The 26,266-nt window shown below is 74.1% G+C and carries 14 protein-coding genes and 1 pseudogene; 4 read left to right on the forward strand and 11 right to left on the reverse strand.

Annotated elements, in window-relative coordinates; translation table 11 throughout:
* Positions 1 to 87: 87 nt before the first annotated feature.
* From ACGF3A_RS21890 to ACGF3A_RS21925, 8 genes and pseudogenes are all read right to left on the reverse strand, one after another.
* Entirely contained in the window at positions 88 to 768 is a 681-nt protein-coding gene (locus ACGF3A_RS21890; RefSeq protein WP_393731933.1) for an ATP/GTP-binding protein, read from the reverse strand.
* On the reverse strand, positions 749 to 1,198 hold the full coding sequence (locus ACGF3A_RS21895) for a DUF742 domain-containing protein (protein ID WP_393731934.1): 450 nt from the start codon (positions 1,196 to 1,198) through the stop codon (positions 749 to 751). The genes ACGF3A_RS21890 and ACGF3A_RS21895 overlap by 20 nt, the downstream gene beginning before the upstream one ends.
* Positions 1,199 to 1,241: 43 nt before the next feature.
* The gene (locus ACGF3A_RS21900) at positions 1,242 to 1,685 is read right to left on the reverse strand and encodes a roadblock/LC7 domain-containing protein (protein WP_393731935.1); all 444 of its coding nucleotides are present in this window, start codon (positions 1,683 to 1,685) and stop codon (positions 1,242 to 1,244) included.
* On the reverse strand, positions 1,682 to 4,489 hold the full coding sequence (locus tag ACGF3A_RS21905; RefSeq protein ID WP_393731936.1) for a nitrate- and nitrite sensing domain-containing protein: 2,808 nt from the start codon (positions 4,487 to 4,489) through the stop codon (positions 1,682 to 1,684). The genes ACGF3A_RS21900 and ACGF3A_RS21905 overlap by 4 nt, the downstream gene beginning before the upstream one ends.
* A 613-nt stretch (positions 4,490 to 5,102) precedes the next feature.
* Positions 5,103 to 9,953 carry a hypothetical protein gene (locus ACGF3A_RS21910; protein ID WP_393731937.1) on the reverse strand — a complete coding sequence of 1,617 codons (4,851 nt, stop codon included), beginning with the start codon at positions 9,951 to 9,953 and terminating at the stop codon, positions 5,103 to 5,105.
* Between the two features lie 51 nt (positions 9,954 to 10,004).
* Positions 10,005 to 10,886 (reverse strand): hypothetical protein, encoded by an 882-nt coding sequence (locus tag ACGF3A_RS21915; protein WP_393731938.1) that lies wholly within the window; start codon positions 10,884 to 10,886, stop codon positions 10,005 to 10,007.
* Positions 10,887 to 10,953: 67 nt separating this feature from the next.
* Positions 10,954 to 12,498 (reverse strand): hypothetical protein, encoded by a 1,545-nt coding sequence (locus tag ACGF3A_RS21920; RefSeq protein WP_393731939.1) that lies wholly within the window; start codon positions 12,496 to 12,498, stop codon positions 10,954 to 10,956.
* A gap of 272 nt (positions 12,499 to 12,770) precedes the next feature.
* A pseudogene (locus tag ACGF3A_RS21925) lies at positions 12,771 to 13,445 on the reverse strand (GntR family transcriptional regulator); the annotation flags it as partial.
* Between the two features lie 112 nt (positions 13,446 to 13,557).
* Between ACGF3A_RS21925 and ACGF3A_RS21930 the strand changes: the two are divergent.
* Together ACGF3A_RS21930 and ACGF3A_RS21935 are read left to right on the forward strand one after the other, a co-directional pair.
* Entirely contained in the window at positions 13,558 to 14,883 is a 1,326-nt protein-coding gene (locus ACGF3A_RS21930) for an MFS transporter (RefSeq protein ID WP_393731940.1), read from the forward strand.
* A 25-nt stretch (positions 14,884 to 14,908) separates the two neighbouring features.
* Positions 14,909 to 15,562 (forward strand): D-glutamate cyclase family protein, encoded by a 654-nt coding sequence (locus tag ACGF3A_RS21935; protein ID WP_393731941.1) that lies wholly within the window; start codon positions 14,909 to 14,911, stop codon positions 15,560 to 15,562.
* A 211-nt stretch (positions 15,563 to 15,773) separates the two neighbouring features.
* Here the strand turns inward: ACGF3A_RS21935 and ACGF3A_RS21940 are convergent, their stop codons facing one another.
* Together ACGF3A_RS21940 and ACGF3A_RS21945 are read right to left on the reverse strand one after the other, a co-directional pair.
* On the reverse strand, positions 15,774 to 19,376 hold the full coding sequence (locus ACGF3A_RS21940) for a hydantoinase B/oxoprolinase family protein (RefSeq protein ID WP_393731942.1): 3,603 nt from the start codon (positions 19,374 to 19,376) through the stop codon (positions 15,774 to 15,776).
* 349 nt (positions 19,377 to 19,725) lie between these two features.
* Positions 19,726 to 21,216: a HEAT repeat domain-containing protein gene (locus tag ACGF3A_RS21945; RefSeq protein WP_393731943.1), complete on the reverse strand. Its 1,491-nt coding sequence runs from the start codon at positions 21,214 to 21,216 to the stop codon at positions 19,726 to 19,728.
* Between the two features lie 347 nt (positions 21,217 to 21,563).
* On the opposite strand from ACGF3A_RS21945, the gene ACGF3A_RS21950 reads away from it, so the two are divergent.
* Positions 21,564 to 23,054, forward strand: coding sequence for a PP2C family protein-serine/threonine phosphatase (locus ACGF3A_RS21950; RefSeq protein WP_393731944.1), 1,491 nt, complete (start codon positions 21,564 to 21,566; stop codon positions 23,052 to 23,054).
* A 100-nt stretch (positions 23,055 to 23,154) separates the two neighbouring features.
* Here ACGF3A_RS21950 and ACGF3A_RS21955 read toward each other — a convergent pair whose 3' ends face one another.
* Positions 23,155 to 24,645, reverse strand: a complete 1,491-nt coding sequence (locus ACGF3A_RS21955) for a hypothetical protein (RefSeq protein WP_393731945.1) — start codon at positions 24,643 to 24,645, stop codon at positions 23,155 to 23,157.
* Positions 24,646 to 24,933: 288 nt separating this feature from the next.
* Between ACGF3A_RS21955 and ACGF3A_RS21960 the strand changes: the two genes are divergently transcribed.
* Positions 24,934 to 26,109 carry an aminoglycoside phosphotransferase family protein gene (locus ACGF3A_RS21960; RefSeq protein WP_393731946.1) on the forward strand — a complete coding sequence of 392 codons (1,176 nt, stop codon included), beginning with the start codon at positions 24,934 to 24,936 and terminating at the stop codon, positions 26,107 to 26,109.
* Positions 26,110 to 26,266: the final 157 nt, after the last annotated feature.

Raw genomic sequence — 26,266 nt, forward strand, 5'->3', positions numbered from 1 at the left:
CCTCCCCGCGCCCCGCCGCCGGGCGGGGCGCGCCCGGACCGCGGGCGCGGGCGGCACCCTGGACGGCGGGGTACCGGCCGCGCCCGCTCAGCTCGTCGGCGCGGGCGCGGGCTCCGGCGTGTGCTCCGGCGCGGCTTCGGACGCGGGTACGGGCTCGCGTCCCGCCCGTTCCGCCGCCGCCTGCGCGCTCGCGTGCATCGCGTGCTCGACGACCGAGATCAGCACGTCCCGCGCCGACTCGCGCTCCCGCGCGTCGCACAGCATCAGCGGCACCTCGCCGTCCAGGTCCAGCGCCTCGCGGACCGTCGCGACGGGATACTGCTCGGCGCCGTCGAAGCAGTTGACGGCGACGGTGAACGGGATGCCGCGCCGCTCGAAGTAGTCGATCGCGGCGAAGCTGTCCTCCAGGCGCCGGGTGTCGGCCAGCACGACGGCGCCCAGCGCGCCCTGCGCCAGCTCGTCCCACAGGAACCAGAAGCGGTCCTGCCCCGGCGTGCCGAAGAGGTAGAGCACGAGCCCGTCGTGGATGGTGATGCGGCCGAAGTCCATGGCCACGGTGGTGGTCGACTTCGTCTCCACCCCCTCCGTGTCGTCCACGCGGGTGCCCGCCTCGCTGAGCGTCTCCTCCGTGCGCAGGGGGCGGATCTCGCTGACGGCGCCGACCAGCGTCGTCTTGCCCACCCCGAATCCGCCCGCCACCAGGATCTTCAGCGTGACGGGCTCGGGCGCGGGCTTGTGTCCACCGCGCTTAGAGCGCCCGAAGACCATTGATCACCTCTCTGAGGATGCTCTCGTCCGGTAGTTCGGCGGGAGGGACGGGACGGGTGACGCGCACCAGCTCGGCCTCCATCAGGTCGCCGAGGAGCACCCGGACGACCCCGACGGGCACGTCCAGCTCCGAGGCGAGCTCGGCGACCGAGAGGGGCGAGCGGCGGCACCGCTCGACGATGTCGACGTGCTCGGGAACGAGCGTGCGGTGCGGCAGGAGGGCCTCGTCCTCGGCGGCGCGGATGACCCGCTCCACGTCCTCCGCCGTCTCCGCGCCCTCCCCGTCCGCCGCCTCGCCCGCGCCGTCCGCCGTGACCACCGCGATGAGGTCGATCCGCGTCTCGTCCGGACCGCTGCGGGTCCGGCCGCGCGTCTTGGCGTACGGCCGCACCACGGGTCCCGCCGCGTCGTCGAACCAGCGCTCTGTCATGGCCAGCGCGTCCCGTCAGTCCCTCGTCCCGTCGTCCGCCGCCTCAGCTGTCCGTACCGCCCGCCGGGCCGCCGGTGCGGGGCGCCGTGCCCAGGTGCACGCCGACGCGCTTGACCAGCAGCGTCATCTCGTACGCCACCTGCCCGACGTCGGAGTCGGCGTCGGAGAGGACGGCGAGGCAGCTGCCGTCCCCGGCGGCCGTGACGAAGAGGAACGCGTCGTCGAGCTCGACGACCGTCTGGCGGACGTCCCCGGCCTCGAAGTGGCGGCCCACTCCCTTGGCCAGGCTGTGGAAACCGGAGGCGACGGCGGCCAGGTGCTCTCCGTCCTCTCTGCTGAGGTCCTGGGACGCGCCTCTGGCGAGGCCGTCCCCGGAGAGCACGAGCGCCTTGCGGATGCTGCCGACTCGGTCGACCAGCTCGTCGAGGAGCCAGTTGAGCTCGCCACTTCCGGACGTGGCGTGCGGTGCGGCTTTCGGTGCGGTCATCGACCGTCCCCCTCCGGTGTCGTTCCTTGTGCTGTCTCCCCCGGTTCGTCCCCCGAAGGGCCGGCGTCGTTCTGCCGCCTGCCCCGTTCCCATCCGCGCTGGAGCGAGGACATCCGGCTGCGTACGGCCTCGGCCTCGCGCTCGGCGGTCTCCGCGTCCTGGACGGTACCGTCCTCGGGTGACGGCGCGGGCGCCGCCCTGTCGGCCTTGAGCTGCGGGGCGAGGCTCGCCTGACGGACCCGGCGCGGCAGCCCCCCGACGGTGGCGGACCGCTCGGGCACCTCCGGCCCGGTCTCCTCCAGCACCGGTGCCGGTGCCGGGAGCCTCTCGTCCTCGCCGGTCTCCTCCCGCGGCGCGGACTTCGGCTTGCGGCGCGGCAGCTCCCGGCGGGACGGCTCGTCGCCCTCCCGCTCCCGCTGCGGGCGCTCACGTTCGCGCGCCGCGCCCACGGGGCGTCCGTGGTCGGAGACCAGCACCGGTGTGCTGCGGCGGCGCGGCAGCGGCGTCGTCCGTCCGCCGGTCTGCTCGTCGTCCTCGGCGCCGCGCGCGGCGGGCCCCTGCTCGTCGTGCGCCTGCTGGTGCTGCTCGCCCGCGGGCGTCCGCGGGACGGGCGCGCGCGGCGGCACCGCCTGCGGCACGCCCGGCGACGGAGGCGGGGGCTTGCGGAAGAGCCGTCCGCCGCTGTCCGGCGCGTCCAATGAGGCGTCCAGCGACGCGTCCAGCTCGCCGAGCGGCGCCTCCAGTTCGACGGGACCGTCGACCGGGCCGCGGCCCAGGGCGTGTTCGCCGACGCCGTTCTCGCGGCGCTTCTCCAGCCGGGGCGCGGACCGCTGCGGCAGCGCGTCGCTCTTCTTCCCGTTCTCCAGCGCCGTACGGCGTCCGGGGCGCTCCTCGTCCTCGCGTCCGCCGGGCGTCTCGGTGAGCACGGTGCCGGGGATGAGCACGACGGCCGTGGTCCCGCCGTACGGGGAGGGCTGGAGGGAGACGCGGACGCCCTGGCGCTGCGCGAGCCGCGAGACCACGAACAGGCCGAGTCTGTCGGTGTCCGACAGCTCGAACTCGGGTGTCTCGGCGAGCCGCAGATTGGCGTCGAGCAGCGCGTCGGCCGCCATGCCGAGCCCCCGGTCGTGGATCTCCAGCGTGAAGCCGTTGGCGACGCGCTCGCCCAGCACCTGGACGGCCGTGTGCGGCGGGGAGAACACCGTGGCGTTCTCCAGCAGTTCCGCGACGAGGTGGGTGAGGTCGGCGACGGCGCTGCCGTCCACGGCGAGCCGCGGCAGGCGGCGCACCTCGATCCGCTCGTAGTCCTCGACCTCGGCGACGGCGGCCCGTACGACGTCCATGAGCTGGACGGGCTTGCGCCACTGCCGGGACGGCGCGGCGCCGGAGAGGATCACCAGGCCCTCGGCGTGGCGGCGCATGCGCGTCGTGAGGTGGTCGAGGCGGAAGAGGTCGGCGAGTTCGTCGGCGTCCTCGGTGCGGCGCTCCATCGCGTCGAGGAGGGTGAGCTGGCGGTGGAGCAGGACCTGGTTGCGGCGGGCGAGGTTGACGAAGACCTCGGAGACGCCGCGCCGCATGTCGGCCTGTTTGACGGCCGCCTCGACGGCGGCGCGCTGCAGTGTGTTGAGGGCCTGGCCGACCTGTCCCATCTCGTCCGGCGGGTAGTCGAGACGGGGCGACTCGGTCTCGACGTCGACCTGCTCGCCGGAGGCGAGGCGCCGCATCATGCTGGGCAGCCGCACTCCGGCGGACTCGTTGGCCTCCTTACGGAGGGTGTTGAGGTCCCTGACGAGACCGCGTCCGACCCGGAAGGAGATGATGAGGGAGGCGAGTACGGCGAGGAAGCCGAGGAAGCCCGCGGCCGCGGCCTGGAGCAGCACCTTCTCGGCGACGGGCTCGACCCGGTCCTCGTAACGCTTCTCGGCCTCGGCGGCCAGTGTGTCGAGGTCGGAGAGAACGGTGGAGGTGGCGGAGTGCCAGCGCTTGACGGTGACAGCCGTGCCGAGGCCACGTGTGCCGTTGGCGATCAGCGTGTCCTCGTAGCTGCGGAGGGTGCGGCCCTCGGTGCCGTTCCAGTAGTTGTCGAAGATCTGCCGGTCCTCGGCGGGCAGCGAGGACAGGTTGTTCTCGTACGTCATGCTGCGCTCGGCGACCCGGTCCGAGAGCGCGCGCTGGTCGCCCTTCGTCATGCGTCCCGCGACGAACGCGGCGGCGGTCAGGGCGTCCTCGCGCGAGAGGTACTCGCGGGCGCGCGCGACGCCGACGAGCGCGCGGGACTGCCGCTCCAGGCCGACGTCGTCGAGGCCGCTCTGCAGGCTGAAGAACATGAAGGCGGGGTCGATGAGTTCGTTGTACGCCTGGAAGGCGCCGCCCCTGGTGATGGTGTTGTCGGTGACCTTGGAGCGGAGCTGGTCCAGTCCGTCGAGCCCGTCGAGGAGTTCGTCGAGCCGGGCGCGGCCGTCGCCGCTCAGCATGGAGCGCAGCCCGCCGTCCTCCGCCCGGTCCCGGAGGCGCGCGACGGTGGCGTCGGTGGCGCGCTGGGCGCGCCGGAGCTTCTCCCGGGACGCGGAACCGCGCGGGTCCGCGAGGTGGATGAGGATCTCGCGCCGCTCGCGCTGCAGTGCCTGGACGGTCTCGTCCGAGGGGTCACCGATCTTGTTGGTGATCTCGTCCACATTGGCGAGGCGCTGGGCCTCGCTCCCGGTGATGTAGGTCGCGAAGCCCCAGATGGATACGAGGGACACCAGCGGCACCAGCAGCAGCACCACGATCTTCCGGCGGATGGACTTCCCGCGAAAGCGCATGGCCTCCCCTACGTCGGCCCCGGTGCGCGGGGGCGTGTTCCGTCAGCAAACGGCGCGAGCTTACTACTGCCGCGCACCCAACTCGAAGGTATGTATGGGCGTTGAAACAGGGCGCCCAGGGTGCCTCATCCTGGGTTGTCCGTCGATGCCCCGACACATGTTCGGCGATTGTGGCACAGGACACGTTTATGGAAACGTGTGCGTGCAGAGGGTCGTGAAGGGGGAGTGAAAGACATGTACGCGAAGACCCGTCTCCCGGACCCGGTGAGGGCGGCCGCGGTGCGCGCGGTGATCATCGTCGCGCTGACACTGGTTCAGCTCATGGTCGCGGTGCTCTGTTCGCTCGCGCAGGTCTGGCTGGCGTTCCCGATGGTGCTGGCGACAGTGGCCAGCACGGTGCTGGCCACCTGGGGTGTGCTGGACGTATGGATCACGCGGCAGGTGTGGGTGCAGCGGCACGGCGTCGTGTCGCAGCCGAGCAGCGCGGCACGGCAGCGCCCGCGCGTGCCGCACCGCCGCCCCGAGCCCGCGGGGGCCGGGCGCGCAGGGGGGTCCGGGGTTCCCGGAGCCTCCGGGGCCCCGGGGGCCTCCGCAAACGGGAGCGGAACCGCCGCTACCGGGAGAGGCGCGCCGCGTCCCCGTCGCCCTGCTGAGCCGGGACGTCAGGGCGGGGCTGCGACGGCTCCTCCCCGTCCGACGGCGGCCCGCTCGGCCGCTCCTCGCCAGGCCGCTCCTCCTCGGGGCGGCGGAACATCCGTGTCGCGGTGATCTCCCCGTGCACCACGGGCCCGTCGCTCCCGTCGGCCTCTTGCTGCGGGAGGCCGGGGCGCAGGTGCTCCTCGACGCTGATGTACTTCAGACCGGCGCGCAGGTCCGCGTCGTTCCGCAGGCGGATCACGAGGGGGAACTCGGCGAGGGCCGTGGTGTCGAACAGGCCCGTCGTGTAGAGCAGCTGGACGCCCAGCGCGTCGGCGACGGCGCGCTGGAGCTCCAGCAGATAGGTCGCGTTGGCCCGGCCGATGGGGTTGTCCAGGAAGAGCGTGCCCGCGTGCCGGTGCTTGTCGTGCCCCTTCTCGTTGCTCCGCAGGGCCGCCATCGTGCAGTAGAGCGCGATGGCGGCGGTGAGGAGCTGGCCGCCGGAGAACACGTCGCCCATCTGTCCGACGGGCACGCGCTCGGCGCGCAGCACCGCGTCGGGCTTGAGGATCTCGACGGCCACGCCGCGCGGCTGGAGCGCGGCGGCGACTCCGCGCAGCAGCAGGGACATCCCGTCGCGCCGCAGGTCGGAGTTCTTCTTCACGGCCGAGCGGGTCGCCTCGTCGATGACCTCGCCCAGCCGCTCGGTGAGCGTCGCCTGGTCGGGGTCCTCGAAGCGGATCCGCAGGAACTCCTGCCCTGACCACTCCCCCAGCCCTTCCGGCAGCCGCGAGAGCCGCTGGGCCGAACGCAGCGTGGCGAGCGAGGACTCGACCAGGCCGCGCAGCCGGTCGACGATGCTGTCCCGGTTGCGCTCCAGCTGCTCCAGCTCGTCGCTCAGCACGCGCAGCCGGGGCGCGAACGCGGTGGCCCACGCGGCGGCGTGCTCGGGCAGCGCGGCGGCGGGCAGCTCACGGATCTGCTGCCGCGCGGGCGTACGCACGTGCTCGTACCGGCTGGAGTTGGCGTGCCGGACGAGGACGTCGCTCGCCTCGCGCACGGCCTGCTCGGCGGCGGTGAGGTCGGCGGCGCAGCCGCGCAGCGAGCGGCGGGCCTCGGCGGCGGCCTGCCGCGCGTCGGCCGGACTGCCCGCGTACGGCTCGGGCTGCTCCTCCGGCTCGCCCTCGGCGCCGGACGTGTGGGGGTCGCGGAGCAGGTCGCGGAGGGTGGTGGCCGTCTCGTCGAAGCCGCCCGCCGCGTCCTCGGCGGCGGTGTGGGAGCGGACGAGCGTCTGGTGCGCGGCGCGGGCCGAGTCCAGCTCGTCGGTGCGCGCGGCCAGCTCGGCGTTGGCCGTGCGCAGCAGGGTCTGGGCCTGGCCCGCCTCGGCGGGGACCAGCTCCTCGGGGAGGTCGGTGTGTGCCTCCCCGTCCGCCGGGGCGAGGCGCTCGGCCTCGCCGCGCAGCCGCCCGAGCTGCTCGCTGGCGGCCGAGCCGCGCGTCTCCAGCTTCTGCACCAGGGCCTCGGCCCGCGCGGCGGCGGCCTGACGGGAGGGCCCGTCGGCGCCGTCGGAGCCTTCGAGGAGCTGCGCAGCGCGGGTGCGGACCTTGTTGGTGAGCCGGTCGAGGACGGCGAGCGCGGCCGACTCGTCCCCCTCGGCGCGGGCCTGCTCGGCACGGAGATCGGCGCCGACGCCGACCTTCTCGTAGAGCTGCGAGGCCGAGCGGTACGCCTCCCGCAGGTCGGGGAGGGAGGAGACGGGCGCCGGACCGTCGGACCCGTCGGACTCGGCGGACCCGTCCGACCCGTCCGACCCGTCCGACCCGGACTCGTCCATGTCGTCGGGGACGCCCGCGATCTCGGCGCGCTCGGCGCGCAGCGCGCGGGCGGTACGGCGCGCGTCGTCGGCCGAGCGCTGGGCGGCACGCCGGTCCTCGTCGGCGGAACGGGCGCGCTCCACGCAGATGTCGGCGCGCTCCTCGGCCGCCGCCGACTCGTCGCCCAGCTCGCGCAGCCGCGCCTGCCACTTGCCGCGCTCGCGCAGCCGGAAGGCGAGCCCGGCGAGGGCGTCGGCGCTGCGCCGCGCGCGCTGGGCCTGGTCCTGCCGCTCGTCGCGGACGCGGGCGGTCTCGGCGGCCTCCTCGGCCGCCTCCTCGTGCGCGGTGACCGCCTGGGTGAGGTGCTCCCGCGCCGCGTCGGCGGCCTCCCTGCCCTGGGCCGCCGCCGCTGCCAGCTCACCGAGGCGGCCCTCGGGGCAGCCGGTGCGCCAGGAGGCGAGCCGGGCGGCGAGCGAACGGTCGGCGGAGAGGCGCGCGGCGAGCGCGCGGATCTCCCCGTCGCGCGCCGCCGCACGCTCCCGGAGCTGACGGCGCTCGTCGTCGGCGGCGCTCTCGTCGTGCATCGCCGGGTTCGGCGGTACGAGGAAGACCGCGCCCTCCCCGTCGGCCTCCGGCGGCGGGGTCGGGGCCAGCAGCGCGGCGGCCGTACCGACCGCGACCGCGGAACGGGGCAGCAGCGCGGCCCCGGCGAGCACCTCGCGGGCGCGGGCGTGGCTGTCGGGGTCGGTGATGACGACGCCGTCGACCAGCTCGGGGCGCGCGGCGAGCACGGAAGCGTGGTCGGCGGGGTCGACGGCCTGCGCGAGATAGCGCCAGCCGGGGAGCGCGGGGATGCCGTGCTCCCCGAGGAACTCGACGGTGGCCGTGACGTCGGGCCCCGGCGGCAGCAGACCGCCGTCGCCGAGGGCGCCGAGCATCCGGGAGTCGTCCGCGGCGGCCGTACGCAGGTCGAAGAGCTGGCGCTCGGCGGTGGCGACGCCGTCGTCGAGCAGCTCACGCAGCGCGTCCGCGTTCCGGTCGAGCTCCTCGGCCGTGAGCGGGCCGGAGGCGTCCCGCGCGCCGCCGTCGGCGCCCTCGGGGCCTTCGCTCCCGTCGCCCGCGCGGGGCCCCGGGACGGCGCGTCCCGCGCCGTCGGGGCCGAGCGGGGCGCCGGGGAGGCCCAGCAGCTCCGCGAGGCGCTCCTCGGCGCCGAGGGACTCGGCGGCGGACCGCTCCGCCGCGTACGCCGACTCGGCCGCCTCCGCCGCGTCCACCGCGCGCGCGGCCGCCAGCTCGGCCCGGGAGCGCTCGGACGCGGCCTCCTGGGCGCGCTCGGCGCTCCGCGCCGCCGCCTCGCGGGCGGTGTCGAAGGCGGCGACGGTGGTCTTCTCCGCGTCGGAGGCGGCGAGCGCGGCGCGCGCCGGGTCGGAGTCGGGCGCCGCGTCGTCGAGCCAGCCCGCGCGGACCGCCTCGGCGGTCTCCTGCTCGACCTCGGCGAGGCGCTGGCGCAGGTGCTCGGTCTCACTGCGGGCGCGCTGGGCCTCGGTGGCCGCCGCCGTCGCGTCGCGGTGCGCGCTCTCGCTCTCGGTCTGGAGGGTGGCGGAGCGCTCCTCCTGCTCGGTGGCGATCTTCTCGCCGTCCTCCGCCGCCGCGTTCAGCGCCCGTACGAGCGCGGAGGCGGCGCGGGCGCGGGCGGCGAGCGCGGGGGCCGCGTCGCGCTCGGCCTCCTGGATCGCGGCGGCGACGCGCGCCGAACGGTCGGCCGCCGCACGGTGGGCCAGCACGGTCTCGGCGGCCTGCCAGGCGGAGTGCAGCGTGCGCGCGTCGCTCAGCTCGCGCTTCTGCGCGGCGGCGGACTTCTCGGCGGCGGCGAGGGCCAGGGACGCGTGCCGGTAGGCGAGTTCGGCCGCGACGAGGGAGGCGCGGGAGCGGGCCTCCTCGGCTGCGGTCACGGACTCCTCGGCGCCCGCGACCTGCTCGGCCAGCTCGGCGGCGCGGCCGCGCTCCTGCGTGCCGCGCGCGGAGAGACGCCGCGCGAGCGTACGGGTACGGCGCTCGGCTCCGGCGTGGATCTCGCGGGCCTGGGCGCGGACCTCGGCGGAGTCGCTGATGCGCTGGAGCAGGTCGAGGGAGCCCGCGGTGAAGTCGCGCTCGGCGGTCAGCTCGGCGCGGCGGCCCAGCTTGTGCGCGAAGCCGTGCACGAGGTCGGCGAGGCCGTCGGTGTCACGGGTGTCGGTGACAGCGCGGAGGAGGAGGTCGGTGAAGTCCGAGTCGTTCTTGACCGCGAAGAGGCCGGCGGCCTCGCCCTCGTCCGCGTTCATCTCGCGCTGGTAGCGGAAGAGTTCGGGGTCGAGGCCGAGGCCCGTCAGGTGCTCGTTCCACCGCTCGTGGATCTCTTCCCAGACCACGTCCAGGTTCGGATACGCCTTGCCCGTCTCGATCAGGACGTCGCGGAAGCCCTTCATCGTGCGCCGCCTGCCGCGCGCGGACGAGGCGCCCTCGGCGGCGGGGCGCAGTGCGGAGGACTCGGCGACGGGCAGGGAGTCCAGCGACATCCCGGGGCCCGGCCGGAACGAATACCACGCCTCGGCGAACTTCCTCGGGTCGCCCGACACCTGCCGCCCGCGCCACTCGCTGACCTTGCCGACGACGATGGACTCGCCGGTCAGCGTGTGCTGCCACTCCAGGGCCACATGCCCGCAGTCGTCGGCCAGCAGGAACTTGCGGAGCACGCCGGAACTGGCGCCGCCCAGCGTGTTGCGGTGGCCCGGCAGCATCACGGAGAAGATCAGCTTGAGGAGGACGGACTTGCCGCCCCCGTTCTCCAGGAAGAGGACGCCCGCGGGCGCGGGGCGGCGCGGCGGGCCCTGCGGCTCCTCCTCGAAGAAGTCCGCCTGGGCGGGCGCCGGGCTGGGGACGGACACGCCGACTCCACGCAGGTCGAGCACGGTGTCGGCGTAGCGCGCACCGGCGGGACCGATGGAGTAGAGGCGGATCCGGGACAGCTCGTACATGGCGGACTCTCGTGTGGGGGTGGTCGGAGGCGTCGGAGAGGACAGGAGAGGTCAGGAGTGGAACGGCAGTCCCGCGTCGGGGGCCAGCTCCAGATCGTCCGCGTCCTGCGGCGGCAGCAGGCTCGCGGTGCCGTCGGAGACGGGGACGACGCCCAGCTCCAGCAGCTCGGCCATGGCGGCGCTGCCCGCCATGTCGCGGACCTGGAGCTGATAGCGCGCCGTCGTACGGTACGTGCCTCCGGCGTCGTCGCCCGTCTTCTGCAGGAAGCCGGAGTCGGCGAGGAAGGCGACGGCCTTGGCGATGATGCCGGTGGTCGAACCGGCGAGCCTGCGGGCGTCCTTGGTCGCGCCGGTGGCGCTCCGCCGCGCGTACACCCGCCAGGCGGCCTCCAGTCCGGGCGCGTCGCTGACCGGGTCGGTGTTCTCCCCTTCCTCCTCGGCGCGCTCCTCCAGCATGCGGCAGGCCTGGCGGACGAAGGAGTCCACGCCATTGACGGTGATACGGCCGATGTATCCGTCGTCCGCGAGGTCCTCGGGGCGGGGGAACGCCATGGCGGCGACGGCGAGATGGGCGAGGCCGTGCAGGAAGCGGTCGGCGGAGTCGGCGGTGGCCCGGCGCGCGTAGTCCCCCATGCGGACGGCGAAGACCGAGTCCTCCTCGGCGGCCAGCGCCATGCCCGCGCGGGTGGAGACCTCCAGCACGACCAGCCCGAGCCCGGTCGCGACCGCGTCGGCGAGGCGCGCGAAGGCGGGCTCGTCGCGATAGCGCCGCAGCAGCTCGGTGTACTCCACGTCACGGGCCGGGACGAGCTTGGGGTGGAGGCCGAAGGAGACCAGCCGGGCCGCGTCCGCCGTGTCGGCCGGGGTCACGGGGGCCGGGGCCTTCGGGCCTTCCGGCTCCGCGGGGTCGGGTTCGGGTACGTACTCGGTCACGGTCGATCGCCTGTTCTTTCCGTGCTGTCGGCTGGGATACGGCCGGAGGCCACCGGCGCCGGGGCCCTCACACCGCCTCCGTGCGGTCCGCCGCCATGCCCGCCGCGTCCAGGAGGGCCGTGCCGACGATCAGGTCGGCGCCGCCGAACTCCGGATCGTCCAGCTGCGTGCCGTCGTCCACGGCGAACAGGAGGCGCTCCTCGCCCTGCCGGTAGGCGGTGCCCACGGGCGGACTGGCGGCGTGCACGGCCAGGAGGGCGACCAGGTACGGCAGTTCGGGATCGCGGCGGCGGGCGTCCGCGAGCAGCCCCGAAAGGCGGCGCGGCGCGTCGGCGGGCAGCTCCAGCAGCTCCGTGGCCGCCTCCATCTGCTCCTCGCTGAACCGGCTGTCGTCGGGGGTGGCGACGAGGTCGGGCTCGGGCATCTCGGCGCCCAGGTGCTCGCGCGGCGCGGGCGGGGTGAGGAGCAGGTCGACCAGGTCGCCCATGCGGACGGCGCCCGGGGTGCGCAGCCCGGCGCCGCGCGCGAAGAAGGCGTCCGTCACGCGCGTCGCCCGCTCCAGGGGCAGCGGGAGGACGGGGCCGAGGAGCTGTCCGTACAGGTCGGTGCCCGCGCGGGCCGCGGGCGGCGCGAACGCCTGGCGGTCCTGCTCGGCACGGAAGAGCGGCCCGGCCTCCAGCAGCCGGGACTGGAGCTGGGTGTGGCGGCGGATGCAGTCCTTGACTATGTCGACCAGCTCGGCCGCGCGGCGCTTGTGGTCGGGGCCCCGCTCGGACGCGGCCTCGTCGCGCACCTTGCGGATGTTGGTGAGGATCGCGTTCTCGTGCCGGTAGCGATCGGCCACGTGGTCGAGGGCCTCGGTGATCATCTCGGGGACGGCGCTCAGCCAGTCGACCGCGCGCACGTCGCGCCGGGTGGCCTCCAGGGTGCGGCGGAGCGTTTCCGCGTACTGCACCGTGCGGTAGCGGGCCTGCTCGGCGGCGAGCTGCGCGTCGGCGAGACGGCCGCGCGCGATGAGGACCTCCAGCTTGACCTCGGCGGCGATCTGCGCGCTGGTGACATCGGTGTCGAGGGCGCCCACCAGCACGTTGACCGCCTCGTCGGTGGTGCGGAGATAGACGCTGCCACCGGGGCCCGGGACCTCCTCGATGAGCTTGAAGTCGTAATCCCTGCGGACATAGACGCCGTCGGGGCCGAACGTGCCGTAGACCGCGCGGAATCCGCGGTCGACGCTGCCCACGTTGATCAGGTTCTCCAGCACCCAGCGGGAGACGCGCTCGTGCTCGGACGCGCCGCGCTCCGGGGCCTGCGCGGCCGCGCGCGGCACCAGCCTGGTCACTATCTGCTCATGGTCGGCGCCGGTGTCGAAGTCCATCTGGAGCGTGACGAGATCGATGGCGGCGAGGGCCAGCTCCGCCATCTCGTACGTCGAGTACTCCCCCGCGAGATTGGCCTTACGGGTGTCGAGGTCGTGCAGCGGAGCGGTGCAGGCGAGCGCGCGGAGACGGCGGGCCAGGCCCTCGTCGGCCGCGGGGCCCGCGGCGGGGGGCTGTGCCGGCGGGGGTACGGCCGCCCTCGTCGGGGGGATCGTCGTCGTGGCGTGCTCAGTCACGACGGACACACTAAGCGGTACCACTGACAAGATCCGAAACGGCACGGATACGGCACGTATGTGGCGTTCCGGGCATCCTGTCCGGCAGGGTGCCGATCTTACCGGGTGCGTCCGCGCGGCCCGCGGGGAGGTCCCGGCCGGGCCCGGCCGCCCGCCGCGGCCCGCCCGCCGCGCGTGGCCGCGTTCGCGGCACCGGCCGCGGTACCGGCCGCGGTACCGGCCGCGTCGCCCTTCCCCGTACTCGCTCCCGCGCCCTTCGCCGCGCCCGTCGCGGCGTACGCCCCCGCGAGCTGGCGGCGGGAGTCGTCGAGGTAGGCGCCGAGGAGGAGTTCGGCCGCGGACGCCTCGCCCTCGCGCAGCGCGGCGAGGATCTCCTCGTTGCGCGTGAGATAGGGCCCGTGGAAGCGGCGGGGGTCGTCCATCACATGGAAGACGAGCCGCAGTTCGGCCAGGACAGCGCTCATCATGGCGTCGGTACGGGGACTTCCGGCCAGTTCGACCATCGACTGGTGGAAGCGCATGTTGGCGGTGCCGAGGTCGCGCCAGCGGCCCTCGCGCTCCGCGCCCCGTCCCGCCACGATGGCCGATTCGAGCCGCTCCAGCGCGTACGGGGGCTCGCCGAGCGCGCGGAGCGCGGCGCCCTGGACGAGGGCGCGGACGCGGTAGATGTCCTCCAGGTCCTCGACGGTGAGCACCCGTACGAACATGCCGCGGTTGAGCCGGTGGACCAGCAGCCGCTCGTGGGTGAGGAGCCGGAACGCCTCGCGGAGCGTGTTGCGCGAGACGTCCAGGGCACCGCCTATCTCCTCCTCCAGCAGCCGCGCCCCGGGGCGGAAGGCACCCTCGATGATCCGGGTGCGGAGGATGTCCGCGACCCGCTCGGCCGTGCTGGTCCGGCCCAACAGCGCACGGTCTCCGGTGAGTTCGTCCAGCACGTCGTCGCTCATGGCTGAAGTGAACCGCAGCCTGAAGAACATGACAACGTGAGGATTGCCGAATCGTTCAACAATCCCTACGTTGAATCGCGGAGGATCCCGGCCCGTCGCCTGCGAGGTGCCCATGAGCACGACACCAGAGGCTCGAAACCGGAAAGAGAAGCCGAGCCAGCACACGCACGAACGGCACGACAGTCACGACAGTCACGACAGCGGGGCCCTCGCCTGGTTCCGCGCCCTCGGCCCCCGTGGCCGCCGCGCCTTCGCGGGCGCCTTCGGCGGCTACGGCCTCGATTCGTACGACTTCTACGCGCTGCCGCTGAGCATGGTCGCCATCGCGGCGTACTTCGGGCTCAGCAGCGGCGAGACCGGACTGCTGGTCACCACGACGCTGGTGGTGTCCGCGCTCGGGGGCGCGCTGGCGGGCGTCCTCGCCGACCGGATCGGCCGCGTACGGGCGCTGCTGCTGACGGTGATCACCTACGCGCTCTTCACCGTCCTGTGCGGATTCGCGCCCAACTACGAGACGCTGCTCGTCTTCCGCGCCCTCCAGGGCCTCGGCTTCGGCGGCGAATGGGCGGTGGGCGCGGTCCTGGTGGCCGAGTACACCTCGGCCCGCCACCGCGGCCGTACGCTCGCCACGGTGCAGAGCGCCTGGGCCGTCGGCTGGGGACTGGCGGTGCTGGTCTACACGGCCGTCTTCCAGTTCCTCGACGACGACCTGGCCTGGCGCGTCATGTTCTTCACGGGCGCGCTGCCCGCGCTGCTGGTGCTCTGGGTCCGCAGGAACGTCCAGGACGCCCCGGCCGCCGCGGAGCGCCTGGAGAGCGCCGCCGAGAGCGGGGAACGCGGCTCGTTCGCGGCGCTCTTCCGGCCGGGCCTGCTGCGGGTGACGCTCTTCGCCTCGCTGATGGCCACCGGCGTGCAGGGCGGCTACTACACGCTGGCGACCTGGGTACCGGCGTATCTCGACGACGAGCGCGGGCTGACCGTCGTGACCACCGGCGGCTTCCTGGCGGCGCAGATCGTGGGCGCCTTCACCGGCTACCTCACCGGCGGGTACCTCACCGACCGGCTCGGCCGGAAGAAGACCATCGCCGTCTTCGCCGCGCTCTCCGCCGTCTGCGTCCTGGGATACACGAACGTGCCGGACACCGCCGACGCGCTGCTGCTCGTCCTCGGATTCCCGCTCGGCTTCTGCATGTCGGCGATCTTCAGCGGCTTCGGCTCCTTCCTCGCCGAGCTGTACCCGACCGCCGTCCGCGGCACGGGGCAGGGCTTCACGTACAACGTGGGGCGCGGACTGGGCGCGCTCTTCCCCACGCTGGTGGGCACCATGGCGGACAGCTGGGGCGTCGGCGGGGCCCTGGTGTTCGGGGCGCTGGCCTACTGCCTGGCGGCGCTGGCCCTGCTCGGTCTCCCGGAGACGCGCGGCCGTGAGCTGGTCTGAGCGAACGGCGCCGTGGGCGCCTTGGGTGCCGAGCCGTGTGGGCGCGCACCTGGTCGCCGTCCCCGCGTCGTGGGCGCAGGACCTGTCGCTCTTCTGCGCCCACAATCCGCAGGCCTGCCCCGTACGGGACATCTGCGCCACGGGTACGTGGACCACGCGCCTCGCAGACGACGCCGACCTGCGTACCGCGCTGCCCCGCTACCGCGTATGGGAGGACGGCGTGGTCGTCGCCGAACCGGCCGGGGCCACGGCCCACTGGCGCACGGACCTCGTCGCCTTCCTGCTCGGTGCCCCGTGCTCGCTCGACGAGGCGCTCGCCGCCGCCGGAGTGCCGCTGCGCCACGTCGAGCAGGGCCTGCCCCTTCCCGCGTACGCGACGAACCGGTCCACGCGCCCGGCGGGCCGACTGAGCGGGCCCCTGGTCGCGACGATGCGCCCGGTCCCGGCCGCGCTGACGGCGACCGTGCGGACCGTGTGCCGCGAGGCGAACGGGCTCCGCGGAGGCCCGCTGCACATCGGCGACCCCTCGTCCCTGGGCGTACGGGCGCTCGCCCGGCCCGACTTCGGCGAACCGGTACGCCCCTTACCGGGCGACGTCCCGGTCTTCTGGCCCAGCCCCCACACGGTGGAGGCGGCCCTGGCCTCGTCCCGCCCTCCTTACGCGGTGACCGGCGGATGAGGCCGCGCAGGGGCTGCCCCGTCCGGTGCGTCGCGGGCTGCCGCGCCGTCGTGGCCGGTCGCGCAGTTCCCCGCGCCCCTTCGGGGCGCACCCTGGCGCCCCGAAGCGCGCCCCGGAGGGGCGGCTTCAGGGGCGCGGGGAACTGCGCGCGCAACCACGACGCAGCCGCAGCCCGGTACGCACAGGACGGGGCAGCCCCTGCCCGACCGGCTCAGACATCAGGGGTGCCGTAGCCACCGCCCCCCGGCGTGTGCAGGACCAGCACATCACCGGCGGCGACATCCGCCGCGTCGCGCCCGTCAAGGACGTCGAACGCGCCGGAAGCGGCACGTTCGACTCCGTTACGGCCAAGGGAACCGGGCGAGCCGCCCGCCAGCCCGTACGGGGCGACCCGGCGGTGCCCCGAGAGCAGGGCGACGGTCACCGGTTCGAGGAAGCGGAGACGGCGTACGACGCCGTCGCCACCGTGCCAGCGGCCCGCGCCGCCGCTGCCCTCGCGGACGTGGAAGTCCTCGACCCGCACCGGGTAGCGGAATTCGAGGACCTCGGGGTCGGTGAGGCGGGAGTTGGTCATGTGGGTCTGGACGGCGTCCGCGCCGTGGAAGCCCTCGCCCGCGCCCGCGCCGCTCGCGACGGTCTCGTAGTACTGCACGCGATCGTTGCCGAACGTGACGTTGTTCATCGTCCCGGAGCCCTCCGCCTGGACGCCGAGCGCGGCGTAGAGCGTGCCGGTGACGGCCTGGGACGTCTCGACGTTGCCCGCGACGGTGGCCGCCGGGTACGCGGGCGAGAGCATCGAGCCCTCGGGGATACGGACGTCGAGCGGGGTCAGGCAGCCGCTGTTGAGCGGGATGTCGTCGGCGACCAGGGTGCGGAAGACGTACAGGACGGCGGCCATCACCACCGAGCTGGGCGCGTTGAGGTTGTCGTCGCGCTGGGGCGAGGTGCCGGTGAAGTCGAGCAGCGCGGTGCGGCGTTCGCGGTCGACGGTGACGGCGAGGCGGATGACGGCGCCGCTGTCCGTCTCGTACGCGTACTCCCCGTCGCTGAGCGTCGCGACGATACGGCGCACGGACTCCTCGGCGTTGTCCTGCACGTGCCCCATGTAGGCCAGGACGACGTCGAGCCCGAACTGCTCCACCATTCGGTGCAGTTCCGCGATTCCCTTCTCGTTCGCGGCGATCTGGGCGCGCAGGTCGGCGAGGTTGGTGTCGGGGTCGCGCGAGGGGTAGCGGGCGCCGGTGAGCAGCGCGCGGGTCTCGGCCTCGCGCAGCACGCCGTCGCGGACCAGCAGCCAGTTGTCGAAGAGGACGCCCTCCTCCTCGACCGTACGGCTGAACGCGGGCATCGAGCCGGGCGTCAGTCCGCCGATCTCCGCGTGGTGGCCGCGGGAGGCGACCAGGAAGCGCAGCGCAGCGCCGTTCCCGCCGCCGTCCCGGTCGAAGACGGGCGTGACGACGGTGACGTCCGGGAGGTGGGTGCCCCCGTGGTACGGGTCGTTGATCGCGTAGACGTCGCCGGGCCGCATCGTGCCCTCGTTGCGCCGCAGCACCTCCTTGATCGACTCGCCCATGGAGCCCAGGTGGACGGGGATGTGGGGGGCGTTGGCGATGAGGTTGCCCTCGGGGTCGAAGAGGGCGCAGGAGAAGTCGAGGCGCTCCTTGATGTTGACGGAGTGGGCCGTGTTCTCCAGCCGTACGCCCATCTGCTCGGCGATGGCCATGAAGAGATTGTTGAACACTTCGAGGCGGACCGGATCGACCTCCGTGCCGACCGCTGAGGCGGCGGCGCGCGGGCGTACGCGCGAGAGGATCAGATGGCCCTTGGGATCGGCCGCGGCGCGCCATCCGGGATCGACGACGGTCGTCGCGTCGGCCTCCGCGATGATCGCGGGCCCCTCCACCGCGTGCCCGGACGGCAGCTCCTCGCGGCGGTGCAGCGGCACCTCCCGCCAGCGCCCCTCCGTGAACACCTGTACGCGCGCCGCCGGTTCCGTACGGGTCTCCCCCGTCGTCCCCGTGTCCGCGCTGACGGGCCCGGCCTGCCCGGTCGCCTCGGCCATGGCGGTGGCGACGACGAGGGGCTTGTCCATGGTGAAGCCGTAGCGCGCGCGGTGCTCGTCGGCGAAGGCGGCGGCCATGGCCCCGCCCTCGCCCAGCGCGACGGTCAGCGTGGCGTCCGTACCGGCGTAGCGGAGCTGGAGGCGCGCCTCGGTGGCGATGGCGCTCTCGGGGATGCCGTCCGCGCGCAGCTCGTCGCGGGTCCGCTCCTCCAGCCGGGCGCACAGTGCGCGTACGTCCTCCAGCGCGGCGTCGGTCAGCTCCGTCTCGACGGACTGCTCGCGCAGGGCCGTCGCGTCGGCGACGCCGATGCCGTACGCCGAGAGCACCCCGGCGAGCGGCGGCACGACGACGGTGCCGACGCCGAGCGCGTCCGCGACGGCGCAGGCGTGCTGGCCGCCCGCGCCGCCGAAGCTGGCCAGCGCGTAGCGGGTGACGTCGTGGCCGCGCTGGACGGAGATCTTCTTGACGGCGTTCGCCATGTTGAGGACCGCGATCTCCAGGAAACCGGCGGCGACCTGCTCGGGCGTACGGCCGTCGGCGGTACGCGCGGCGAGCCCCGCGAAGCCCTCCCGTACGGCCTCGGTGTCGAGCGGCTCGTCGCCGTTCTCGCCGAAGACGGCGGGGAAGTGCGCGGGCTGGACGCGCCCGAGCATCACGTTCGCGTCGGTGACGGTGAGCGGGCCGCCGCGCCGGTAGCAGGCGGGCCCGGGGACGGCGCCCGCCGAGTCCGGTCCCACGCGGTAGCGGGACCCGTCGAAATGCAGGAGGGAACCGCCGCCCGCGGCGACCGTATGGATGTCCATCATGGGCGCCCGCATCCGCACCCCGGCCACCTGTGTGCCGAACACCCGCTCCAGCGCGCCCGCGTAGTGCGAGACGTCGGTGGACGTACCGCCCATGTCGAAGCCGATGACGCGCGCGTGCCCGACCTCGGCGCAGCTCCGCGCCATCCCGACGACGCCGCCGGCCGGGCCGGACAGCACGGCGTCCTTCCCCCGGAAGTGACCCGCCTCGCGCAGCCCGCCGTTGGACTGCATGAACATCAGCCGTACGCCTTGGAGTTCCTTGGCGACCTGGTCCACGTAGCGGCGCAGCACGGGCGACAGGTACGCGTCCACGACGGTGGTGTCGCCGCGCGGCACGAGCTTGATCAGCGGGCTGACCTCGTGCGAACAGCTCACCTGCGTGAACCCGGCCTCGCGTGCGAGGCGGGCCACCTCGCGCTCGTGCACGGGGTGGCGGTAGGCGTGCAGGAGAACGACGGCCGCGCTGCGGAAGCCGTCCCGGTACGCCGCCCGCAGCGCCTCGGCGGTGGCCTCCTCGTCGAGCGGCGTGACGGTCGCGCCGTCGACGCTCACGCGCTCGGGCACCTCGATCACCCGGTCGTAGAGCGCCTCCGGGAGGACGATACGGCGGTCGAAGATGCGGGGCCGGTTCTGGTACGCGATCCGCAGCGCGTCCCGGAACCCGCGCGTCGTGAGCAGCACCGTCGGCTCGCCCTTGCGTTCGAGGAGGGCGTTGGTGGCGACGGTCGTGCCCATCTTGACGGCGTCGATCCGGTCCGCCGCCACGGGGGCTCCCGGCGGGACGCCGAGCAGCTTACGGATGCCGGTGACGGCGGCGTCGCGGTCGGGGCGGGCGGGGTCGTGGGAGAGCAGCTTGTCGGTGACGAGGGTTCCGTCGGGGCGTTTGCCGACGATGTCGGTGAAGGTGCCGCCTCTGTCGATCCAGAATTCCCAGCGCTCGCTCATTCCCCCATCGTGCCTTCGTCTTGTGCCGCCGAACCTTCACTTGCCCTCCGTAACGACCGTACGGGGCATGTGCCGGGGGAATCCCGACCGTGTGCCCTTGCCGGGCATGGGCTGCCCCTACCGGTGCGTCGCGGGCTGCGGGTGCGCTGTGACTGGCCGCGCAGTTCCCCGCGCCCCTTACGGGGCACATTCGCTCTCCCTCTGAGCTTGGGAGGTCTGCGCCGGAGGCGCAGGGCTGGCAAGCGCAGCCCTCTGTGCCGGGTGCCGCACCGAAGAGGGGGTGCCCCCTGATGCGCATTGCGGGGTGCGGGTGCGTCTCGGCTGGGCGCGCAGTTCCTCGCGCCCCTAACTACGTACCCGGAGAGGTTCGGTTCGGGCTGAGGCGGCCTCGGATGGCGCTTTGGACGCCGGCCTCCTCGGCCGGATCCGTCGCGAGGCGGCGGAGGCGTTCGACGACGCGGGCGTCACCCGTCGCCGCGTACTCCGCGGCGACCTCGCGCGTGGACTCCTCGCAGTCCCAGAGGCACTCGATGGCGAACCCCGCGGGGAACGAGGGATCCGTGGCGGCGAGGGCCCGAGCCGTACGCCCCCGGAGCTGGGAGGACGCGGTCTCCCGGTAGATGTGGCGCAGTACGGGCGCGGCGCACGCGATCGTGAGGCGCCCCGCTCCGTCCACGAGGGGCCAGAGCCCGGGGCTGTCGGGTCCGCTGAGGCGGACGGTGCGGCGGAGGGCGACGAGGACGGCGTCGGCGTCCCGCTGGCCGCCCCGGCAGGCGAGGGTCTCGGCGGCGACGGCGGTGAGCCCGTCGGGGAGTGCCCCCTCGGAGGCCGAGGCCCAGAACCGGGCACGCTCCAGCGCGGCGACGCCGCGCATCCGGGCGAAGGAGGAGAGCGCGGAGCGGGCCACGGACTCCGAGGGATCGGCCGCGGCCTCCTCGATGAGGTCGAGGACACCGGGGTCCTCACGGTCGGCGAGGTGGCGCAGGGCCGCGGCGCGCGCGGCCTCGCGCGGCCCGCGCGCCGCCTCGACCAGCTCGGCGCGCTCCTCGACGCCCGCGACGGCGGAGAGGCAGCGTGCCGCGGCGGCCTCGCGGTGCTGGGGCGGATTCTGCTCCAGGCCGTCCTGCGCCCAGTCGAGGATCTCGCGGACGCTCCAGCCTGGGCGCGGCCCCGAGGCGTGCATCTGGCGCTGCCAGCGGTCGAAGGACCGGCGCTCGCGCACTCTGCGGAGCCGTTCGGCCTGCTCGGGGTGGGCGGGGTCCTCGGCCCACAGCCTCCAGGGGCGGGGCTCGAAGGCGTCGCGCGCGGCGGCGGCCAGCTCGGCGTCGCCCTCCGGGGTCTGCGGGAAACGGGCGAGGATCGCGGGGCCGAGGGGCCGCAGCCCGGCGTCGTCGTCCCGCACGGCCAGCTCGTCCAGGGCCCACTGCCAGTTGGCACCCGCCGTGGCGTACCGCCGCAGCAGGCGGAGCGCCGGTTCACCGGTGGAGTCGCCGGTGGCGGTGCCGTAGGAGGCGAGGTGGCCGAGCACGGAGAGGGCGAGGCCGGTGCGGCACTCGGCCTCCTCCGGGGTGCACAGCAGATCCTCGGGGGCGAAGAGGTGCTTTTCGATTTCGTCGAGGCCCGCGTCGAGCTCCCGGTGGAGTCGCGCGTAATAGAGCGAACGGTGCTCGATCTGCCAGTCCCGCCTGGGGTCGTGCAGGACGCAGTGCCGGAGCGCGGCCAGCGCTTCGGCGCGCGGCGCCGCGAGAGCGTGCAGCGTGCCGTCGCCCCTGCCTCGCTGGAGGAGGCCGAGCAGCGTGCCGCTGGGCGCTATGTCTGAATCGACGGAATCGACGAACATAAGAGTCAGCATCCGGTGCGGGGTGTTCGACTGGCAACGGGATTTCCGCTGCCAGCCATTCTTGCCGGTGACCGCGTTTCTACTCCTGGGTTTTACCCCCGGAACAGGGTGCCCGGTCAAGAGCCGGAGCTTACCCGGAAGGGCACCTTCCACCGAGTCCGCTCCGCCTTCGCGCCCGTTCCGTACCGGCTCGCCCCGAACCGGCGCCCAGCGTGCCCGTACGGGCGTCCGACGAGCCGCTGACATATGCCAGGTGCACCACCGGATCGTGTGTCGCGAAATCCCTTACGCACGGTCGCAGCCTGTGCGAAAGTCGTAACCAGCCCTCACCCGTATCGGAGACCTCAATGCCGTCTCACCTCCATGCGGACCGCTCAGCCGTGCCGCAGCCCGAGCGCGGCGCCCTTGACGCCCTCATCACTCAGGCCCGCAGACTGCGCGGAGGCGTCGACGCGGTGCGCCGTGGCACGCCGGACGAGGCCGAGGACGGCTCTCCGGACCCCCGTCAGCGCTGGCAGCGCGCCCTGTGCGAGCTCGCCGTCCACCAGCTCGACGACCTGGGCGGCCACCTCGATCAGCTCCGCGACGGACTGCCCGCCGACCCCGCCGGGCGCGAGCGCCGCTCGGACGGCACCCCGGCCGCGGCGTACGGAGCGGTGCCCCGTCCCTCCTCCCTCGTCGGCCGCGTGGGCAGCGCGGACTGGAATCTGCTGACGGACGAGGTCTCCTGGTCGGACGAGCTGTTCCGCATCTTCGGCAGGACGAAGGCCGACGGCCCGCTCTCGCTCGACGAGCTGCCGTCATGGGTGGCCTCCGCGGACCAGCCGCCGCTGGCCTCCGCCTTCACGGACTGCCTGGTGGACGGCAGGGCGATCGACCAGGAGTTCCGCGTCGTCCGCCCCGACGGCTCGGTCCGCACCCTCCACATGGTGGGCGAGCCCGTGCTCGACGAGGAGGGGGGCACCGCCTCGATGTGGGCGGTGCTGCGCGACGTGAGCGAGCTGCGCCGCAGCGAGCGCGCCGTCAGCGAGACCCGTGACTCGCTCCAGCGGGAGCGGCACATCGAGCAGACGGAGCGCAGGCTCGCGGTCGAGCTCCAGGAGGCCGTGCTCCCGCCGTGGCGGGGCTCGCCCCGCTTCCCGCACGGCGACGGGCAGGCGCCCGGCACGCTCGACCTCGCCGCCCACTATCTGCCCTCCGCCACCGGCGCCCTCATCGGCGGCGACTGGTACGACGCGCTGGAGCTGCCCGGCGGCGCCACCCTCCTGACGGCGGGCGACCTCACCGGGCACGGCGTCGCCGCGACCTCCGGCATGGCGATGCTGCTCGGCGCCGTGCGCGGCATGGCGGTGGCCGGGATCGGTCCCGGCCCCCTGATGGGCCATCTCAACCAGCTCCTCGACTCCGCGGCCCAGCCCGCCCTCGGCAGCGCCGTCTGCTGTCGGTACGACCCGAGGGAGCGCTCCCTCACCTGGTCCCAGGCGGGCCACCCGCCGCCGCTGCTCTTCCGCGACGGCACCGGACGCGTCCTGGACCGGCCCGAGGGCGTCCTGCTCGGCGTGACCTCCGGTGCCTCCTACGGGGAGCGGACCGAGCAGCTGGAGCCCGGCGATCTGCTGGTGCTGCACACCGACGGCCTCGCCCCGCGCAGCACCCAGCTGGGCGGTCAGGACGAAGGGGACGAACCGCCGACGGGCGCGGAGCGCCTGCTGGGACTCGCCCCCCGCTTCGCGTCCGCGCGCACGGCGCAGGAGTGCGTGCGCGCCATCGCCGAGGAGTTCGGCGACAGGGAGCGCGAGGACGACGCCTGCGTCCTGATCGCACGCGTGACACCCTGACCCGCTGGGGCGACGCACGAGCGGGCAGGAGACGGAAGCGGTCTTCGGTTGTACTCGCTGTACGGGCAGTTGTACGGGCAGCCGTGCGGGCCAGGTGCTGTCAGATCGACTTGAGCCCCTTCCCCTTCGACGGCCTGGGGGCCCGGGGCAGCGCTTCCTGGATCTCCGCGCGCAGGTCCTGGATCTTCGGATACCCCGCGTACTGCCCCGTGAGGCGGTACATCTCGCGGAGGCGGTCCCAGGTGCGGTGCGAGGAGTTCTCACTGATGGTGAGCAGGGCCAGGCGTGCGTAGCGGTCGGCCTGCTCCGGATCGTCGCCGATGAAGCACGCCGAGGCCATCGAGATGTAGTCGAAGATCTTGGAGCGCTGACGGCCGCCCTCGCGCAGCGCGAGCGCCCGCTTGGCGTGCCGCTCGGCCGTCCTGGCGGCCATGGGCTCGTGCTCCGCGAGCGTGCGGAACGCGAGGGCCTGCATGCCGTGCAGATCCGCCTCGTCGAACATCTGCATCCAACTGGGGGGCGGCACATCGCCCTTGTCCGAGGCGAAGAGATCCTCGGCCTCGCCGAGCGTGCGCCGCATGGCCTGACCGCGGCCCATGGACGCCTGGGCCCATGCCTCGATGGTGTGCAGCATGGCGCGCGTGCGCGGCAGCGCCTCCTCGCCCGAGCCTGACCGGGCGAGCTTCATCAGGTCCAGCGCGTCGTCCGGCCTGCCGAGGTGCACCATCTGGCGCGCGGCCCGGGAGAGCGCCTCGCCGGCGCGCGGCCGGTCGCCGCCCTCCCGCGCGGCGTGCGCCGCGATCACGAAATACTTCTGCGCCGTGGGCTCCATGCCCACGTCGTGCGACATCCATCCGGCCAGCACGGCGAGATTGGCGGCGACGCCCCAGAGACGCTTCTGGAGCGCCTCCGGATGGTGGTAGGCGAGCATGCCTCCCACCTCGTTGAGCTGGCCCACCACCGCTTTGCGCTGGAGGCCGCCGCCCCTGGCCGCGTCCCAGGCCCGGAAGACCTCGACGGAACGCTCCAGCGCGTCGATCTCCTGGGCCCCCACGGGTGCCGCCTCGTAACGGTCGAAGGCCGCCTGGTCCATGTGGGCCAGGCCCTCGGCCGAGCTGAGGGAGTCCATCCCGGCGGCCGCCGCCGGGTCCGTGGTGAGCCAGCCCTGCATGGCACTGCTGAGTGCCGATCCTGCGGCGAGCGCGGCGCCCGCGCCCACCAAGCCGCGTCGGTTGAGCATGAGGTCCATTCCCGTGAATTCGGTGAGGACCGCGGCCACCTGCCCGGGCGGCAGTGGCAGCCCTTCCACGGACTGTCTCTTCCCCGCCTGCCCCGGCCTGCTGAACCCGAGATCCTCGATGGTCACGACACGGCCGAGTCGCTCGGTGAAAAGGGCCGCCAGCACTTTCGGCACCGGATCACGCGGGGTCTCCCCCGTGTCGATCCAACGCCGCACCCGCGAGGTGTCCGTCGCGAGCTGCGGATGACCCATGGCCGCCGCCTGCCGGTTCACGAGCCGGGCGAGTTCGCCCTTGGACCAGCCAGCGAGGCCGAAGAGGTCCGCGAGGCGTGCGTTGGGTCCCTTTGTCACGTCAAGCCCCCAGGTTCTCGGCTGAGTTGACAGTAACTTCCTCACAACGGCGCGGCGAGCATTCGCCAGGGTTCGCCAGGGTGCGCCAGATGGTGTGCCACCCGCGCGCGGGTGTCCTGTAGGAACGCGCCACCCCGGCCCGGTCGGGACCGGAGCGGACTGTCCTCAGGGCCGTCCGCTGACTCACCGGGGCCATTGTGGCCGACCCGCATTCCCCAGGGTGCACAGGTCGGTCCTCGGGCCGGGGGCGCAGCAACCCGTCGGCGCACGAAGGGATCCTGCTCGCCCATGTATCCAGCAACGTCCCCCGTGTCCGCGCCACCCCGGCCGCGTGTCCCGCAGCCATACAGCAGCAGGGCCCCCGCCGTCCTCCCCTCCGACCCGCCGCGTACGGGAAGTCCGCACGCCGCTCCCGGTTCAGGACGGCCCCGGCGTGCGCACGGCTCCGTGTCCCAAGCCCCCAGCGGGAGACTGGACTTGTCCGGCCCACAGGGCGCTCAGCTCCGCGCCGCCATCGTCTCGGTCCACCGGATCTGTCCGGACTTCAATCCGGTGCAGATGCTCCGCCGCCACGGCCGCACGGTGCTCCTGGCGGGTACGGCGGGCCGGAATCCGGTCGTGGCCAAGTGCCTGCTGGACCACTCCCCCGCCTGGGTCGAGCGGTTCCGGCACGAAATAGCGGCCTACCGGGCGTTCGTCCGCCACCGCCCGCCCGTCCGGGTGCCGCGGCTGGTGGCGGCCGATCCCGACGCGTGCGCGCTGGTCATCGAGCGGATGCCGGGGCGCCCGGCCTCCGCGCAGCGTCACCCGTTCGAGGCGCCGCCCAGGAGCGAGCTGCGGGCCGTGATCGGCTCGTTCTCCCGGATCGGCCTCTGGCAGCCGCCGACCTCGCTCTTCAAGCAGCCCATCGACTACGCGGCGCGCATCACCCGCTTCCACGAGCTGGGCCTGCTGACCGACCGCGACCTCGGCGATCTGCAGAAGCTGCTGCACGGCCTCGCGCACGGCCCCGGCCGCTCCGGCGTCCCCTGGCAGTTCTGCCACGGGGAGGCGCTGCTGACCAATGTGCTCCTCTCCCCCACCGGCCCCGGGCTGGTCGACTGGGAGTACGCGGGCTGGTATCTGCCGGGGTACGACCTGGCGACGCTCTGGTCCGTGCTGGGCGACGCGCCGCTGGCCCGCCGCCAGATCAGCCAGCTCGCCCAGGCGCAGGGCCCCGCCGCGCGGGACGCCTTTCTGGTGAATCTGATGCTCGTACTGACGCGCGAGATCCGGCGGTACGAGACGGCGGTGCAGCGCACCATGCGTGATCCCTCGCCGCCGGCGCCGGGGGCTCCCGGGAGTGGCGCGGCGCGCCCCGGCGCGATGCCCACCGGTGAGGAGCAGCGCCTGCTCCTGCGCCGGTTGCACGACGACTGCGGGATGGCCCGCAGGGCGGTGCGTGCCGCGGTCGGCACCCGGTGAGCGGGGCGTCACCGGTCTGGACCGGTGGCGCCCGGGGCGGGTCCCGCGGCGCCGAAGGCCCGTGGCTGACGTGCGACTTCCCGCGTCACAGGGATGATTGACGGATCGTCGGCAAGCCGGTACCTCTGGTCTGCTCGCGCCCCTGGACAGCCAGGGC

This window comes from Streptomyces sp. NPDC048172 (assembly GCF_043202595.1).
Classification (GTDB): domain Bacteria; phylum Actinomycetota; class Actinomycetes; order Streptomycetales; family Streptomycetaceae; genus Streptomyces.